This is a genomic window from Myxococcus sp. CA040A (assembly GCF_013336725.1).
GTDB classification, from domain to species: Bacteria; Myxococcota; Myxococcia; order Myxococcales; family Myxococcaceae; genus Myxococcus; species Myxococcus llanfairpwllgwyngyllgogerychwyrndrobwllllantysiliogogogochensis.
This window is the reverse complement of record NZ_JABUMR010000006.1, coordinates 49687-65259: the sequence shown is the minus strand read 5'-3', so window position 1 is coordinate 65259 and position 15573 is coordinate 49687. Positions and strand designations below refer to the sequence as shown.

At 69.9% G+C, this 15573-nt stretch carries 10 protein-coding genes; 7 read left to right on the top strand and 3 right to left on the bottom strand.

The window, feature by feature from the left end; translation table 11 throughout:
• Positions 1–193 precede the first annotated feature (193 nt).
• Together HUA75_RS47765 and HUA75_RS47975 are read left to right on the top strand one after the other, a co-directional pair.
• Positions 194–1696, top strand: a complete 1503-nt coding sequence (locus tag HUA75_RS47765) for a Tox-REase-5 domain-containing protein (RefSeq protein ID WP_174487932.1) — start codon at positions 194–196, stop codon at positions 1694–1696.
• A gap of 12 nt (positions 1697–1708) precedes the next feature.
• On the top strand, positions 1709–2464 hold the full coding sequence (locus HUA75_RS47975; protein WP_371746195.1) for an immunity 52 family protein: 756 nt from the start codon (positions 1709–1711) through the stop codon (positions 2462–2464).
• Positions 2465–2491: 27 nt separating this feature from the next.
• On the opposite strand, the gene HUA75_RS46245 is transcribed toward HUA75_RS47975, so the two are convergent.
• Complete coding sequence (locus HUA75_RS46245; protein WP_217446290.1) at positions 2492–3181, bottom strand: hypothetical protein; 690 nt, start codon at positions 3179–3181, stop codon at positions 2492–2494.
• Between the two features lie 242 nt (positions 3182–3423).
• On the opposite strand from HUA75_RS46245, the gene HUA75_RS26295 reads away from it, so the two are divergent.
• From HUA75_RS26295 to HUA75_RS26275, 5 genes are read left to right on the top strand one after another with little or no spacing between them, the layout of a single operon-like run.
• Positions 3424–4323 (top strand): DUF2135 domain-containing protein, encoded by a 900-nt coding sequence (locus HUA75_RS26295; protein ID WP_141643095.1) that lies wholly within the window; start codon positions 3424–3426, stop codon positions 4321–4323.
• Positions 4324–4356: 33 nt separating this feature from the next.
• Positions 4357–4935 carry a DUF1175 family protein gene (locus HUA75_RS26290; RefSeq protein WP_141643096.1) on the top strand — a complete coding sequence of 193 codons (579 nt, stop codon included), beginning with the start codon at positions 4357–4359 and terminating at the stop codon, positions 4933–4935.
• On the top strand, positions 4932–6554 hold the full coding sequence (locus tag HUA75_RS26285) for a hypothetical protein (protein ID WP_217439213.1): 1623 nt from the start codon (positions 4932–4934) through the stop codon (positions 6552–6554). The genes HUA75_RS26290 and HUA75_RS26285 overlap by 4 nt, the downstream gene beginning before the upstream one ends.
• Positions 6551–11269: an alpha-2-macroglobulin gene (locus HUA75_RS26280; protein WP_174487931.1), complete on the top strand. Its 4719-nt coding sequence runs from the start codon at positions 6551–6553 to the stop codon at positions 11267–11269. The genes HUA75_RS26285 and HUA75_RS26280 overlap by 4 nt, the downstream gene beginning before the upstream one ends.
• A 3-nt stretch (positions 11270–11272) precedes the next feature.
• Positions 11273–13504 carry a hypothetical protein gene (locus HUA75_RS26275; RefSeq protein WP_174487930.1) on the top strand — a complete coding sequence of 744 codons (2232 nt, stop codon included), beginning with the start codon at positions 11273–11275 and terminating at the stop codon, positions 13502–13504.
• Here the strand turns inward: HUA75_RS26275 and HUA75_RS26270 are convergent.
• Complete coding sequence (locus tag HUA75_RS26270) at positions 13501–14856, bottom strand: HAMP domain-containing sensor histidine kinase (protein ID WP_141643100.1); 1356 nt, start codon at positions 14854–14856, stop codon at positions 13501–13503. The genes HUA75_RS26275 and HUA75_RS26270 overlap by 4 nt on opposite strands.
• Positions 14853–15572, bottom strand: a complete 720-nt coding sequence (locus tag HUA75_RS26265) for a response regulator transcription factor (protein ID WP_141643111.1) — start codon at positions 15570–15572, stop codon at positions 14853–14855. Before HUA75_RS26265 ends, HUA75_RS26270 begins: the two co-directional genes overlap by 4 nt.
• Between the last annotated feature and the right edge of the window lies 1 nt (position 15573).

Here is a 15573-nt window from a genome sequence, read left to right as displayed (position 1 = left end):
TCCACACGTCGAGCGTTGGCATTGGTTTCCGCCGGGAACGTCGAGCGTGGGCGTGGTCTTGGAGCGCACCAGACCTGTCGTGTCGTTCAGCTTGGCGTGGGCTGGCGATAGCTTGAGGCCGCCGTGGCTCATCCTCATGGAGGAATGAGTCCCACGGTCGAAGAGCCTCGCCTCGATGAGACTGGGATGGGCCATGCGCGCTGACGTGCGGTTGTTGGGAGTCGTGCTGCTGGCCATCACCACGGGGTGTGGGGCGGGCACCTCCGCGTCGAGCAGGGGGAGGACTCTGAACCACGCGCAGCGAGTGGCCACCACACGTGGGAGTGGAGAACTCACGTACCGTGGCTCGCCGCTTGCCTCCATGGGCGCGGCTTCTCAGGCGGACGCGTGGGAGTCGCTGCTCACGAATGCAGGGTTCGAGGCACGGGACGAGCGTCCGATTCCAGGAGGCCCGCTCACCCCATCACTGGCGGCGCGACTGCTGAGAGGGCTGTTGAGGAAGCCCGTCACGCTGGGACAGTTTCCCTCGCGTCTCGCGGTGGGGCACTTGCTGCGTGAGGTGCTGAAGGGGGGCGAGGTGTCGCGCGCCGAGTTGGTGCGTCGAGTGGGGCGCTTCACGCCTCTGGCGGTACTTCGTCCTGACGGCTGCCTTGCGTGGGTGCGCAGTGGGGCGACGCAACAGCGAGTCGCGCCTGTCCAATGGAAGGACGGCGCCTTCCGCGCGCACGGCTTCGAGCTGGGCCGCTTCTATGACGGGCGCACGGGTGTCTTCAGGTTGCTGGATGACGAGCTGCGGGAGGTGGATGGGCGTCTCTTGGCGGAGGTTCATGACGACGCGGACTACGTGGGCCGCACGCTGGATGGGGCCGAGATGGCGTTCGTGAAGCTGGCGCTCTCCCTCGGCCACTTCTTCACCTACCCGCTGGACAGTATTGCCTCACTCAAGCACCTGCCCGCTGGCGTGGCAGCGCTCATCCAGTCATCACCGGAATACTTCGAGCGCTTCCGGTACATGACGCGGGGCGAACAGGTTCAGGCGGTGGCGGAGCTGGCCACGAACCTCCTGCTCACGACGGGCACCGCCGTGGCGACGACGCGCACGGTGACCGGAGCGCTGGCGGGGGCCGAAGCCACGGTGCCGGTGCTGACCTTGTCCGCACAGGGGGCGCTGACCCTCGAGCGGATAGCGGTGCCAGTGGGACGAGCGGCGGCGGTGCTGGGCGGCGGCCCTGGTGCCGCCATCATCCTTCATCGAGCGAGCACGTCGGCGGAGGAGGGAACGCAGCCTAAAGGGCCAGGGCAATGGGCACCCGCTGGCGAGTCCATGAAGGCACGCGCTCGGAGCTACCAGGAACAAATCACGGGGCATTCCGCTGATGATGCTTATTGGGTTGGCGGCACTAGCACGAAGGCGGGCGGCGTGAAGTTCGACGGCTTCAAAGAAGGAGTGCTCCAAGAAGCGAAGGGGCCCGGCTACGCGAAGTTTTTTGAAGACCTTGACCCGAAGCGGTGGTTCAAGAACTCGGGAGCCCGTCAGCTTGTGGAACAAGCCCAGCGCCAAATCGACAAGGTCCGTGGCATGGGTTTCCGGATTGAGTGGCACGTGGCCGAATCCGATGCCGCGAAAGCCATCCGAAGGCTCTTGGACGGGGCGGGTGTCGAGGGCATAAAGATCCTCCACACTCCGGTGAACTAGGTGGAGCGCATCGTGGCGAAGAAGCCAGCAACCGAAGCCTACTATGCAGGTGCGTACTGGGGACCGCGCAGGGAAACGCCGGAAGAGTGTGCCACGCGCACCGCGGACCTCCTCACCCATCTGGCCACCTGTGATTCGTTCCTGGCTGATTGGTACAAACCGACTCAATCGCTCAAGGATGCGCGCAAGTACCCCCTGATGCCGCCCGATGTGCCTGCCCTCGCCGAGGAGTTCCGGCGAGGCGTCAACCGCGAACGGGGAGGCCCGGTCATCGAGCAACTGGGCTTCAACTTCTGGTTCGGCAACGGTGGCGAGGGGGCGGACAGTGCGGAACTGCGGCTCACCTGTGGGGCTTTCTCGGAAGCCATTCCCAACTCGTGCGTGATGATGCTCCCCAAGCGTGGAGCGAACGCGGAGCGAGTGCTTTCGGCATCTGTGCTGACGGAAGTGGTGCGCGGCATGGCCTCGGCCTGGGATGCGGACTGGGCGCTCGCTACGTCGTGGGAACATCGCGAGTTGCTCGAAGCAGAACTCAGGACCGGGACGTTCGTCGGTTGGGTCACGTACGTGTCCCTGCGACGTGGGACGGTGCCTCCGCTGCCTGCTCCGGTGCGCATTGAGCAGGTCGAAGGCAAGGGCACGTTGGTGATCCTCACCCCTGAGCGCTTCACCGCGTCCAACCCAGAGCATGTGGCTTTGGCTGAGACAGTGCGCGAGTTGTTGTCGAGGGCTGACCTCATGCGGCCCGTGACGGACTCTCCTTCCTGACGCTCCGTACCTGGGCGACGCACACCCTCACGAAGGCAATCCCCACACGTCCATCGCGATGTCCGGCGGAGGCCGGTAGTCCTCGAGCCGAGGCATGGGCACGGGCTCGCCCGGTCCACCGGCGATGTCTTCGTACGTCAGCCAGCGTCCATCCGGCGCGGTGACGCGCGAGATGTAGTCCCACTCGCACGAGTCGTTGAAGATGACGAAGCACCACCCGTTGGAGCAGAGAATCGGCGTGTCGCCACCTCCGGAATCCTCCACGAGCTGGAGCTGCCGTGTCGATATCGTGACCTCACCCTGCTCCAGCGCGTACAGCACCGCGAGCACCTCGTCCTCCGTCAGCTTGTGCTCGCTCGGCTGCTCCTGGAACTCCAGCCGGTTCCCGAACGGGTCCTCGCCGTGGAACCGCCGCACCCCCGGCACCGCGAAGTCCCACGTCACCGGACGCTTCGCCTCGTACATGCGCGAGGCCAGCGCATCCAGCGTCGCCACGCGGAAGGCCGGGTGCGCCTTCTTCGCCGGGATGAACGGCTCCTCCACGCCGAGATGAAGCCCCCGCCCGTCCGGCAGCTCGAACCAGAGCCCGCCCCGCTTCGCGAGTTCTGGGGGTTTGGGAATCTCTCGCAGCCCGAGCAGGTCGCCGTAGAAAACACGGCCTCTTGCCTCCTCGCCTCGGGGCATCGCGAGCTGGATGTGATCGAGCCCTTGAATCATGTTCGCCGCTCCCCCTGTCGTGGCGCGTGAGTCTGCCGGGACTCCTGGTGCGGCAGAAGGGCCTCGTGCTGGCCCCAGCCACGTGTCCCCAGGCCCGCGCCTGGTGACGCGCGTGGCCGTGATTCCACGGGGTTCCGCCCCTATTGACGATTGGCAGGCGACTTGAAATGGAAGGTGCAGCGGGCGCAGTGTGCCCATCTCCGACGCCTTTGTCGGACCCCTTTCCCTTTCAAGGACGCGCGATGCTTCCCGTCATCCTCGCCCTGCTCCTGTCGCAGACTCCGCCCGCAGCCAACCCGCGCCAGCAAGGCGTGCCCATCGGCAAGGGCAAGGTGCTTCCCACCGTGCGCCTCAGCGCGCCTTCCGGCGGTTGGACGGTGGACCGGATGCTGCTCATCGAGGGCACCGTCAGCGACCCCTCCATCGACCCCATCGTCGTGTCCCTCAACGGCGACCGCTACCTGATGCGCACCTTCAACGGGCGCTTCAGCCGCAAGTTCCCCGCGGCCAGCGGGAAGAACGTCGTCACGGTGATGGCCACGAATCAGGCCGGCACCGCGCGCACCCAGGCCACCAGCTACGCGCAGGTGCCGCCCGTCCCGTTCAAGGTCATCCTCACCAGCGACACCGACGGCGTGTACACGGACCTGCACGTCTACGAGCCCACCGACACCAGCGAGAAGGACGGCCAGCTCGCGGTCTCCTCCATGGCCCACGTGTACTGGGCGGACACCTCCAGCCCGTCCGGCGGCACCTTCTTCCTCAACTCGCAGGGCGGTGACTTCGACCAGCCCGCGTATGGCCCTTACCTCTACATCCACCGCGCGCCGCCCAAGGGCGTGTACCTGGTGGCGACCAACTACTGGCCCAGCGGCGACAAGGCCCACACCCTGGCCACGCTCAACCTCGCGCTCTTCGAGGGCACGCCGAACGAGGTCCGCCGCATGGTGCGCATCCCCCTGGCCACGCCCGGCACCACGCGCGTGCTCGCCTGGGTGAATGTCCTCGGCGACGGCCAGGCGGAGGTCTACGTCCCCTCGCAGGACCCGAAGCCCACGCGCAAGGGCTGGCCCACGAACCTGGACGCGGCCCTCAAGGAACTCCAGACGAATGGCGACGGCGGCGGCGAGGGCGACTACTGACGCGCGCTGCCTGACGCGCCCTTGTCCACCGCCATGCTCGCCCTGTCCCTGCTCCTGCTGTTGGAGGCCGCCGCGCCCGCGCCCGAGTCGCGCGACGTGCTGCTGCGCCGGCAGGTGGCCCAGGTCGCGCTCGCGCAGCTGAAGCAGCAGGACGCCTTGTGGCACCCGGACCAGCGCGACTGCGCGGGCCTCATCCGCTTCGCCTTCCGCACCGCCTACAAGCGCATCGCTCCGGAGCGCCTCGCCACGCCGCTGTGGACGGACGCGCGGGGCAAGCCCTCCGACTTCGCGGACGCGGAGACTTTGTTGCACCACAGCCTGGTGTTCCTGGGCCGTGACGAGGCCACGCGCGACGCGGTGCGCACCGGTGATGTGCTCGCGTTCCGCCAGGAGCAGGACTCAGGTCCCAACTTCCATCTCATGCTGGTGGTGCGCCCGGAGGACCGGGCCCATGCACCCGCGCGAGTCGTCTACCATCCGGGGGAGAAGGGCGCCGCGGTGCGCACCGGGCTCCTCCACAACCTCGCCGACGAGGCGCCACGAGAGTGGCGTCCGGTGCCCACCAACGGCGCCTTCCTCGGCTTCTTTCGTTTCAAGGAGTGGATGCCATGACATCTCCGTCGAGCCCTTCCCCGGGCACGCCGCCTCCGGCGAGCCCACCGCCTGGTCGCGGCGGTCCTCCCAAGGGCCTGTTGATTGGTGTGGGCGTTGTCGTCGTGGGCGCGGCGGTGGCGGGGGCCTTTGTCCTCGGCCGTCGCTCCAGCTCGTCCTCCGGCGGTGACGAGGGCCCCAGCACTCCGCTGATGAGCGGCGCGAGCACGAACCCTGTCGCGGCTGCGCAGGTGGAGGGATTGCCGGAGCCGACCACCGCGGAGCTGGAGGTGCCCGGTACCGTCGCTCCCCAGGCCGTCTGGTTGGATGTGCACCACCCGCCCAAGGTGCGTGACGCGCTGGCGCGCAACGCGTGGCTGCGCTCGCAGCTGTCGCAGCCGCTGGGGCAGGGCTTCGTGGGCGGCTGGGCCGCGTTCTTCGGCTCCACGGGCGAGGACCTGAAGGGCGACTTCAAGGGCGCGGTGCTGGACCTGCTGGTGGGTCGCGTGGGCAACACGCCGTTCCGCGTGGCGTGGTTCGCCGGTGATGCGCGCGCGAGCACGCCCGCGTTCATCGTTCCCAAGGCGACGAAGTCCGCGACGGCGGCCTTCAACGCGCTGGACGCGGTGGCGAGCCGAGGCACCCTCACGGCGAAGACGTGCCCGGGTGGCACGCCCACCGCCGTCGCCGAGGGGCTGGAGCTGAAGCGCTGGCTGGTGGCGGAGCAGACGCTGTGGGCGGGCAAGACGCCGGACCGTCTGGTCATGGCGCGCCACCCCGTCGCGGTGCTCCAGGGCCTGTGCGCCGAGGTGCCGGAGCTGAGCGCCGAGGACAACGTCGACGTGGAGCTGGGTTTCCAGCCCGAGTCGTTCGGCCGCGACGCGCAGCTGTTCGCGCACGTGCTGGGGCTGTCGCCGGACACGCGCCTCCAGTTCGGCGTGGAGGGTGACCGCCTGGTGGGCCGGGGCATCGCCGGCGAGCTGATGGAGGGCACCGTGCGCCTGGACAAGGCGGCGCTGTCCGACGAGCTGCTGAAGCTGGTGCCGGAGGAGACGCCGGTGCTGCTGGCCATGCAGCTGAAGCTGCCGGAGACGCTGTCGGCGGAGACGCTGAAGGCGTTCTGGAAGTCGGGCGGCGAGGGGGCGACGCGCACGCGGCAGGTGGCGGTGGTGTGGACGCCGCGCGGGGACTCGGCGCTGCCTCAGGAGGTGGCGGTGCTGTGGGGTCGGCCCGAGGATGGGACCGCGCTGGAGGGCTTCTTCTCCGGAGGGTCGAGCAGGCTGCAGCAGGCCACGCTGTGCAACCACGTGGTGCTGGCGTCGAGCGAGGCGGAGCTGAACGCGCTGCGCATGTCGTGCGCGGGCAGCAAGCCGAGCATGCTCGCCGCGCCGGGGCCGGTGCTGGCGGGGCTGCGTGAGCCGGGCTCGTTGGCCTTCGGGGTGAATCTGGGACGGCTGCTCAGCGGCCTCACCATGGACGGTTTCCTGTCCGAGTCCCGAGTGGGGCGCAACGCGCCGATTCCGAAGGCGGCGCCCCCTGAAATCGAAGCGGCGCGGCGCGACCTGGAGTCGCTGCCGTACCTGGGCCTGCGCGGCACCGTGCAGGGCGATTCGCTGGTTCCTGGAGGTTTCGGGTCATGAGGATGGTAGCTCGACTCGCGGTACTGACGGCGGTGGCGCTGTCCGGCGTGGCGATGGCCAAGCCGCTCTACATCACCGTGCCGCGCTCGTATGGCAGCGGCGAGCCGGTGGCGGTGGACGTGGCCTTCGAGGACAAGGGGCCGGTGGAGCTGCGCGTCCTCAAGCCCGACAACGTGGATGCGTTCATCCGCGCCCAGGGTGACCTGCGGCGCGCGTACCAGACGCCGCCGACGATGAACAACCCGGGCCGCGCGCTCAGCCGCGGCGTCAACGCGGTGGGCCTGCCGGGCCGGTGGTTGCTCGACGGGCTCAACCAGAGCTTCCGCGAGGACATGCTGACCGTCCTGCCGCCCGCGCCCAACGTGCCCGGCTCCAACGAGCCGTTGGCCAAGGTGGCCGAGGGCGCCAAGAAGCTGGTGGGCGTGCCGCCGGGCTTCACCGTGACTCGCAGCCAGTGGCTCAACCTGGACCTGGGTGGCGCCGAGCGCGACTTCAACGTGCCCGGCTTCAACTCGAGCGGTGGCTACGGCTTCCAGGAGCGCCGCGTGCTGCTGGCGCCGCTGCCGGCCGGCACCTACGTCCTCCAGTTGGTGCAGGGGCTCGTCGAGGGCCAGGTGGTGCTCGTCGTCAGTGACTTGACGGTGCAGCTGAAGCAGACGGATGGCGAGGTGCTGGTGCGCGTGGCCGGCAAGGACCAGAAGCCGGCGGTGGGCGCGCAGGTGCAGGTGTACCTGCCCAAGGGCAAGGGCCCCGCGGGGAAGACGGACGCCAAGGGCGAGGTGCGGCTGGACGTGACGGAGCCGCGCATCATCGCCACCGCGTCGGTGGGCGCCGACACGGCGATTGTCGACACGGACTTCTACTCCACGCTGGCGGTGGCGCCGGACGTGTTCATCTACAGCGACCGGCCCATCTACAAGCCGGGCCACGAGGTGAAGTTCCGCGGCGTGCTGCGCCAGCCGGACACCTTCCTGGCGCGCCTGTTCACGCCGAAGAAGAAGGACGTGACGGTGAAGCTCGTGTCCCAGGAGGGCCGCGCGCTCACCACGCGAGTGTCGGTGGACGAGTTCGGCGCCTTCCACGGCACGCTCAAGGTGCCTGACGATTTGGGCACGGGCGTGCTGCGTGTGGAGGCGGAGCTGGACGGTCAGCCGCACCAGGGCGAGGCGCGCGTGCAGGACTACGTGAAGCCGACCTTCTACCTGGAGGCGGAGCCCGAGTCGGAGACGGTGGTGCCCGGCCAGTCGCTGCGCGTGAAGGTTCGCGCGCGTCGCTACGCGGGCGGCGTGCCCGCTGGCGCGAAGTATGAGGTGTTCCTGTACCGCAGCCTGCTGGACGCGCCCGCGTGGGTGGATGACGCCGGCAAGGGTGGCCAGGGCAGCGACGTGACGTACGGCTCGCAGTCCAGCAACGAGGGCAAGCTGAGCGTGCCGGAGCGGCTGTACTCCTCCGTGGCGGAGCGCGGAGTGACCGAGGACCCGTGGGCCAGCGCCACCGGCTTCGACGCGAGCGGCGAGGCGGCGATTGAGGTCGCGGTGCCGGAGCTGAAGGCGGGGGAGGAGCGGCTGCCGTATCGCTACTCGCTCACCGTGCGCGCGCGGGATGACCAGGAGACGTTCGCCAACTCGACGACGTCGTTCTTCCTGTCGAAGGTGGAGGTGCTGGGCACGGCGCGCTACTCGGACGCGGTGGTGGCCAAGGGCGGCGAGGCGCTGCTGTCGGTGCGCGCGACGACGCTGTCGGGCAAGGCCTACGGCGTCACGCAGGGCGAGGTGGAGTTCGTGCTGCGCAAGGCGGACGGCGCGGAGAAGAGCCTGGGCAAGCGCTCGTTCACCACGGCGGCGGACGGGACGCACCGCGAGAAGGCGCCCACGTCGGACGTGGGAGCGGTGCTGGCGCGCGTGGTGGTGAAGGACAAGCGCGGCGAGACGTGGCAGGGCGAGGAGTCGCTGCTCGTCATCGGCTCGGCGGACGAGGCGGTGGCCCAGGTGCCCAACCTCACGCTGGCGTCGCTGTCGGGCACGCTGGAGCCGGGGGACTCGGCGCGGATGGTGGCGCTGATGCCGGATGGCTGGGGCGCGGGCGGCCGTGACGCGGGCCCGGTGTGGGTGACGCTGGCGGGCGCCAGCATTCATGACACGCAGGTGGTGGAGCTGACGGGCCGCACGCTGGTGCACAGCTTCAGCGTGGAGAAGCGGTTCGGCGGCGCGGTGTATGCGTCCGTGGCGTACCCCACGGCGACGGGCCGCTGGGAGGAGCGCACGGTGGCGTTCCGCGTGATTCCGCGCGAGCGCACGCTCACCGTGGAGCTGCAACCGCGTCGTGCCGAGGCCACGCCGCTGACCGAGCAGACCATCGACGTGCGGGTGGTGGACCACCAGGGCAAGGGTGTCGTCGCGCAGCTGTCGCTGGGCGTGGTGGACAAGGCCGTCTACGCCATCCAGTCCGAGTTCCGTCCCAAGGTGCTCGACTTCTTCTACCCGCCGACGCGCAACAACGTGTCCAACTTCTACTCCTCGGAGTTCCAGGGGTACGGGTACGGCGAGGCGCTGGCGTGGAAGATGGCGGGGCTGCCGGACCATGCCTTCGCGTCCATCAAGCCGCCCAGCCGTCAGGCCAAGGACATGGAGAAGGACACGGCGCACTGGGACCCGACGGTGGTGACGGACCGCGATGGCCGCGCCACGGTGCGCTTCACGCTGCCGTCCAACCAGACGTTGTGGGTGGTGACGGCGGTGGCGGCGGACACGTCCGGTCGGTTCGGCGAGGGGACGTCCGAGTTCGCCACGCGCGGCGGTCTCAACCTCTACGCGTCGCTGCCGCAGTTCCTGCGCGAGGGTGACGAGGCGCTGGCCTCCATCCGGCTGTCGGCGGGTGAGAAGTCGCCGGCCAGCCAGTTGCTGGAGGTGAAGCTCGCGTCGCTGGGTGCGCTGAAGGCGGACCAGTCGCAGCACAAGGTGGAGCTGGCGAAGGGCGGCGAGCAGGTGGTGCCGCTGACGCTGCGCGCTTCCTCGACGGGTGACGCGCAGCTCGCGGTGGACGTGTCCGGAGGCAAGGACCCGCTGAAGGACCGCAAGCTGTTCCAGGTGGAGCCGGCGGCGGTGGAAGACGTCGTCAAGGTGAGCGCCTGGGGCGGCGGCGCGCTGGAGGTGCCGGCGGCGAAGGAGGCGACGCTGACGCGCGTGGAGCTGGTGCTCCAGCCGTCCATCGTCGACGCGGCGCTGTCCAACGTGCGCGAGCTCCTGACGTACCCGTACGGGTGTCTGGAGCAGCTCGTGTCGACGACGGTGCCCAACGTGGCGGTGTACCAGGTGCTCCAGCAGGCGGGTGCGCTGGCGAAGCTGGACACGGACACGCAGGCGCTGCTCGCGGAGGCGCGCAGCCGTTCGGTGCAGGGCACCGCGCGCATCCTCAACCTGTCGGTGAAGGGCGGTGGCTTCACGTGGTTCGGTGGCTACAACACGCCGAGCCTGCCGCTGACGCTCATCGCGCTGGACGGCCTGGCGTATGCGGCCGAGGCGGGCCTGGTGGACCGCGCGGACCCGCGCCTCGTGGAGAGCGCGCGCTGGCTGGAGGCGCAGGAGGGCCTGCCGCCCGAGTACGAGGCCACGCGGGCCTACGTGCTGGCGCGGCTGGAGGGGCCGAAGCAGGCGGCGCGTGTGCGTGCGCTGGTGGAGGCTTCCGAGTCCGGTGAGCTGTACCCGCTGGCGCTGGCGGTGCTCGCGGCGGAGAAGGCGGGCGTCATCAAGGAGCCGGCGCTCCAGGCTCGCATCAACGCGCTGGTGAAGCGCAGCTCGGAGGGCTTCACCTCGCTGGCCGCGTACAAGCCGGGCCAGGAGCTGGAGATGTCGGAGGCGTTCTTCCGCTTCCCGCTGCGGCGCGTGGGCATGACGGCGATTGCCGCGCACGCGGCGTCGTTCGGCACGCTGGATGTCACCCGCGCTCGCAAGCGCATCCTGGAGATGCTGTCGGAGCCGGACCTGTCGACGTTCGACCGGAGCACCGCGCTCCTGCACTCGCTGTGGCTGCTGGAGCGTGACGCGAAGGCGTTCAAGGGCATGACGCCTCCGGAAGTGAAGGGCATCCAGGGCGGGGTGAAGTTCTCGCCGCGCGGCATGGGGCTCGTCGCGACGCTGGCTCCAGGGACGCGCACGGTGGACGTGGGCGGCTTCGACGGCGTGGCGACGTTGCAGGCCACCGCGCTCACGCCGCTGTCCGCGGTGCGTGCGCGGGCGGAGGGCATGTCGATTTCGCGTGCGTACTACGCGCTGCGCGAGGGCGGGAAGGTGAAGCTCGGCGCGGGGGACACGGTGTCCCAGGGCGAAGAGGTCTACGTGGAGCTGACGATGGACGCGCGCGGGAGCAACAAGGTGCGTTCGGCGTACTACGTGGTGGAGGACGCGGTGCCCGCGGGCTTCGTGGCGCTCCAGGAGGACAAGGCGTTCCGCGGTCCTCCGCACTCGTTGCCGTTGGTTCCGGAGGCGCTCAAGCGCCGGGTGCTGAGCCCGGAGCGGGCGACGTTCTTCTTCGAGGAGCCGGCGTGGTGGAGCGACAGCCCGCGCACGGTGGGCTACGTGCTGCGCGCGCAGTTCCCCGGCACGTTCTCCGCGCCTCCCGCGAGCATCGAGGACATGTACGCCGCGAGCATCCACGGCCGCACGGCCGCGGACTCGCTGAAGGTGGTGCCGTCGAAGAAGGGCACGGGAGACCTGTAGTCGATGGGGTGGGCCTCCGTGGTGGCCGTGCTGCTGACGGCCACCCCCACCTTCGTCACGCGAGGTGACGTGACGCCCGAGTCGGACCTTCGTCGCGAGGCGGAGGCCGGCTGGGCGGCGCTGGAGTCGGTGTATGCGGCGGAGGCGGGCGGGGCGCCGGTGAGGGCCCCGGTCTCCATCGTCCTCCAGCGCGGCGTGGCCCTGTCGCCCGAGCGCAACGCGCAGGGCCGGCCGGGCCTCGTGGAGCTGCGGCAGAACACGCCGGGCGTGCTGGATGAGCGGCTGCGCGTGGCGCTGCGGCACGAGCTGGCGCACCAGCTCCTGTGGTGGGCGTGTCCCCAGTCGAGCGAGGACCGGCTCTTCCACGAAGCCTTCGCGGTGGCGCTGAGCGGCGAGCTGCCGGCGTGGCGCGAGGGGGCCTATCAATCCCTGTCACGCGCGGCGTCGGAGCTGGCGGCGGCGCCCGCGGTGGACTCGTCGAAGGCGCGGCGGGCGCTGGCGCGGCTCCTGAGTGAGACGGTGGGGTTTCCCAAGGCGCTGTCGCGTCGGCTGCGCCAGTGTCATGACGGGGCGCGGTGGGTGGTGCCGCTGTCCATCGACGAGCTGGCGGATGTGCAGGTGCGCGCGGCGGGGCCGGCCACGGTGGTGGTGAGTCGGCACTCGGGAGAGGTGTTGTTGTCGGAGGGCGAGGTGCGGCGCGCGCTGCCGTATGGCTCGGTGCTGAAGCCCTTCGTGTACGCGGCGGGCGCGGAGCATCCGGTGCTGGCGCCGCGCGTGGACGTGCAGGAGTGGGCATGTGGCCCGGGGTTGCCGGCGAAGGTGGACGCGCGCACGGCGCTCCTGCGCTCATGCAACGGGTACTTCCTGGACTGGGAGACAGCGGGCTCGGCGCCCAAGGGGTTTGGCGCGTGGGAGCCGGTGCTGTCGGCGCTGGGGCTCACGGGGACACCGGTGGACATGGCGGATGCGGTGGGCCTGCGCTCCACGCTGGCGCTGTCTGCGTGGGGGATGGCGCAGGCGTATCGGCTGTTGGCGGAGGCGCGGCCGGACGTGGTGGCGCTGCTGGCGGACAACGCGGCGCGAGGGACGCTGGCGGAGCTGCCCGCGTCGAAGGCGCTGGTGGGCGTGGCGACGAAGACGGGCACGGTGCGGGACGCGGCGAGCCGTCCGCAGTACGGCTGGATTGCGGCGGTGGACGGGGACCTGGTGGTGGTGGCGGTGCGGCCAGGGAAGATGCCTCGCCAGTTCGCGGAGGAGATTCCCGCGGCCCTGGCGAAGGCGCGCAAGCAGGCGGGCGTGGAGGCGGCGCGGGTGCAGGTGTTGGGGCTGGTGCCGGTGCGCGAGGTGGAGGCGCGGTGCGCGGGCGTGGGCTTCACGGTGGATGCGGGGATGCCGAAGGCCGCTCCGGTGGAGTGGGCGCGGCTGGAGGGACTGACGACGCGCGGGGCGGCGGTGTGCCTGGGCGCGCCGTGGCGGGTGCGCTTTCCGAAGGGGCCGGAGGAGGGGAGGGATTACGCGGGAGTTTTCACATGGTCGCCACCGCCGGCGTATCGGCCGCCCGTGGGAGTGCCCACGTCACCGAGCGCGTTGAAGGCGCGGCGGGGCTCGGACTTCGTGTTCCGCACGACGCGGTTGCAGTACACGTCGGGCGTGGTGGCGGCGGAGGATGTGACGCTGAAGGGCGAGGCGCGGCTGGCGTTGGCGCGCGTGGTGGCGCACAACGAGCGGCACAGTCGTCATCCGGGCCGGGCGGTCTGCGACACGACGCACTGTCAGGCCTTTCGAGGCACGGTGCGGGTGCAGCGAGACGACGCGAAGGCGCTGAGACTTCCGGCGCTCAAGTGGAGCGAGTGGTTGTTGTTCTCGCAGGGAGGACAGGAGCCCTGGACGCAGGAGCGTCCGCGTGTGGACGTGGAGCGGCTCCTGGGCAAGGGCCTGGTGTCGCTGCGTTTCGAGGCGGGCCGCGTTCAATACCTGCTCACGGAGAAGGAGGGCGCGTCGACGTTCGAGAGCGGGCGCTCACTGGCGTGTGAGCTGTTGCGCTCGGGCTTGAAGCTGCCGTCCTGTCCGCGCACGGCGTCGTTCAATGGGGACACGCTCGTGTTCGAGGGACGCGGGCGAGGACACGGTGAAGGCCTGGACGTCGAGGCGGCGAAGGCGAGCAGACTCCGCAGCGACGCGATTCTCGAAGGGGCCTACGGACGCTCTCGCCCCGAGCCCCGGGACGTGGACTAGGTCGTCGTGAGGGGAAGCACGAGCCGGGCGCGGGTTCCTCCCTCGGTGACGCCCTGGAGGGACAGGGTTCCTCCGTGGGCCTCGACGATGCGGCGCACCAGCGTCAGCCCCAGGCCCGTGCCTCCCGTTTCCCGCGCGCGGCTGCGGTCGGTGCGGAAGAAGGGCGTGGTGAGCTTGGGCAGGTCCTCGTCGCTGATGCCGATGCCCCGGTCCTCCACGTCCAGGTGCACCGCCTGCGCGTCCACCTGTGCCCGCAGCGTCACCGGACTGCCGGGCTCCGAGTACTTGCGCGCATTGTCGAGCAGGTTGTGCAGCGCGCGCCGCACCAGCACCGGGTCGGCCTCCAGCGTGGGCAGGTTCTCGGCCACGTCCAGTTGGAGGCGACACTCGGGGGCGCTCTTCTGGAAGCGCTCGGCGGCGTCCTTCAGGAACTCCGTCAGCCGCAACGTCGCCCGCTGGAGGCGAGGCCCCGGCTGTCCCGCCTGGTTCGCCTCCAGGTCGAGCCGCGCCATCTGCAACACGCCATCCACCAGTTGCTGAAGCTCGCCGATGTCCCGCCGCAGCTCCGGCAGTCGCGCCGCCAGCTCCTCCGGTTGTCCGTCCTCGACGAGGTCCAGCGTCACGCCCAGGCGCGCCAGGGGCGTGCGCAGCTCGTGGGACACGTTGGCCAGCAGCTCCTTCTGGCCCCGGATGAGGGACTCCGTTCGCGCGGCCATTTCGTCGAAGGTGCGCCCGAGGACCGCGACCTCGTTGCGCCCCTTCAGTCGAGCGCGCGCGGACAGGTTCCCCCGGCCAAACTCTCCCACCACGGTCGTCAGTTGCTCCAGCGGAGAGACAATCGCACGCGCCAGGGGCACGGAGATGCCCGCCAGGAAGACGAGCACCGCGGCCAGGCTGCCGCCCAGCGCCGTGTAGACCCAGCGATGGGTGACGGTCCGGTAGATGAGCACGCCCACCACGACATCTCCGCGCCACGTGGGGGCGGCCCAATAGTTCTGTTCCCTCGCGAGCCAGTTGTTGGCCTTGCGAACTTGTCGCCACTCGTCGTCGTCAAGTGGCTTCAGCGGAGGGTCCGCCGAGGAGAGCTTCACGTTGCCCTGAAGGTCATACAGGGTGGTCTGGACGTTCTTCTTCTCGGCGAGGGCCTCCATCATTCGCGCGAGTTCGGGGGAGTCCGAATTGGCCATCTCCACCAGCTCCGTGAAGTGGTCGAGGTTCGGTTGGTCCGCTTGGATTTGCACGAGCTTGATGATGAGGGAGAACGACAGGACGGCGCCTCCCAGCATCAACAGACCATACAGATAGATGCGCCAGAACATCCTTCGGGGACGGAGCCGCTCGCTGAGCTTCATGACTCCTCACCTCGCTCCAGCACATACCCCACGCCTCGCACCGTCTTGAGCATCCGGGGGTTGCGCGCGTCGTCCCCCAGCTTCTGGCGCAGCCGGGACACATGCACGTCGATGGCGCGGTCCACCGGGCCGTCCGGGTCGCTGCCCTTCGCCAGCTCCAGCAACTGCTCGCGCGACAGCACCCGTCCCGCCCGCTCCGCGAGTCCGAGGAGCAAGGCGAACTCGTGCCGTGTCAGCGGCAACACCTGTCCATTCAACGATGCCCGGAAGTCACTCCGGTTCAGCGTGAGCGCGCCCACGCGCACCACCTCGCGCGAGGGACCCAGCAGGCCACGGCTGCGCCGCACCAGCGCCTGGATTCGCGCCAGCAGCTCCCGAGAGGAGTAGGGCTTGGGCAGGTAGTCGTCCGCGCCCAGCTCCAATCCCATCACCCGGTCCGCCTCCTCGCCGCGCGCGGTGAGCATGAGGATGGGCACCGCCGAGCGCTCCCGCAGCTCGCGGCAGACGGTGAGCCCATCCTTCCGGGGCAGCATGATGTCGATGAGGATGGCATCGAAAGCGCGACGCGAGGCCTCGACCAGGCCCTGCTCCCCGTCCCGAGCGAGACAGGTGCGCACGCCTTGTCGTTCCAGGTACTCGGCCGTGAGGCGGGCCAGGTGCGCGTCGTCCTCGATGAGGAGCACCTCGATGCCGGGTGACGGTGTGGCGGGTCCCATC

Coding starts and splice junctions, on each gene's coding strand:
- HUA75_RS26265 (WP_141643111.1), bottom strand. CDS start 15,572: ATGGGACCCGCCACACCGTCACCCGGCATCGAGGTGCTCCTCATCGAG.
- HUA75_RS26285 (WP_217439213.1), top strand. CDS start 4,932: ATGACATCTCCGTCGAGCCCTTCCCCGGGCACGCCGCCTCCGGCGAGC.
- HUA75_RS26275 (WP_174487930.1), top strand. CDS start 11,273: ATGGGGTGGGCCTCCGTGGTGGCCGTGCTGCTGACGGCCACCCCCACC.
- HUA75_RS26295 (WP_141643095.1), top strand. CDS start 3,424: ATGCTTCCCGTCATCCTCGCCCTGCTCCTGTCGCAGACTCCGCCCGCA.
- HUA75_RS26270 (WP_141643100.1), bottom strand. CDS start 14,856: ATGAAGCTCAGCGAGCGGCTCCGTCCCCGAAGGATGTTCTGGCGCATC.
- HUA75_RS26280 (WP_174487931.1), top strand. CDS start 6,551: ATGAGGATGGTAGCTCGACTCGCGGTACTGACGGCGGTGGCGCTGTCC.
- HUA75_RS46245 (WP_217446290.1), bottom strand. CDS start 3,181: ATGATTCAAGGGCTCGATCACATCCAGCTCGCGATGCCCCGAGGCGAG.
- HUA75_RS47765 (WP_174487932.1), top strand. CDS start 194: ATGCGCGCTGACGTGCGGTTGTTGGGAGTCGTGCTGCTGGCCATCACC.
- HUA75_RS26290 (WP_141643096.1), top strand. CDS start 4,357: ATGCTCGCCCTGTCCCTGCTCCTGCTGTTGGAGGCCGCCGCGCCCGCG.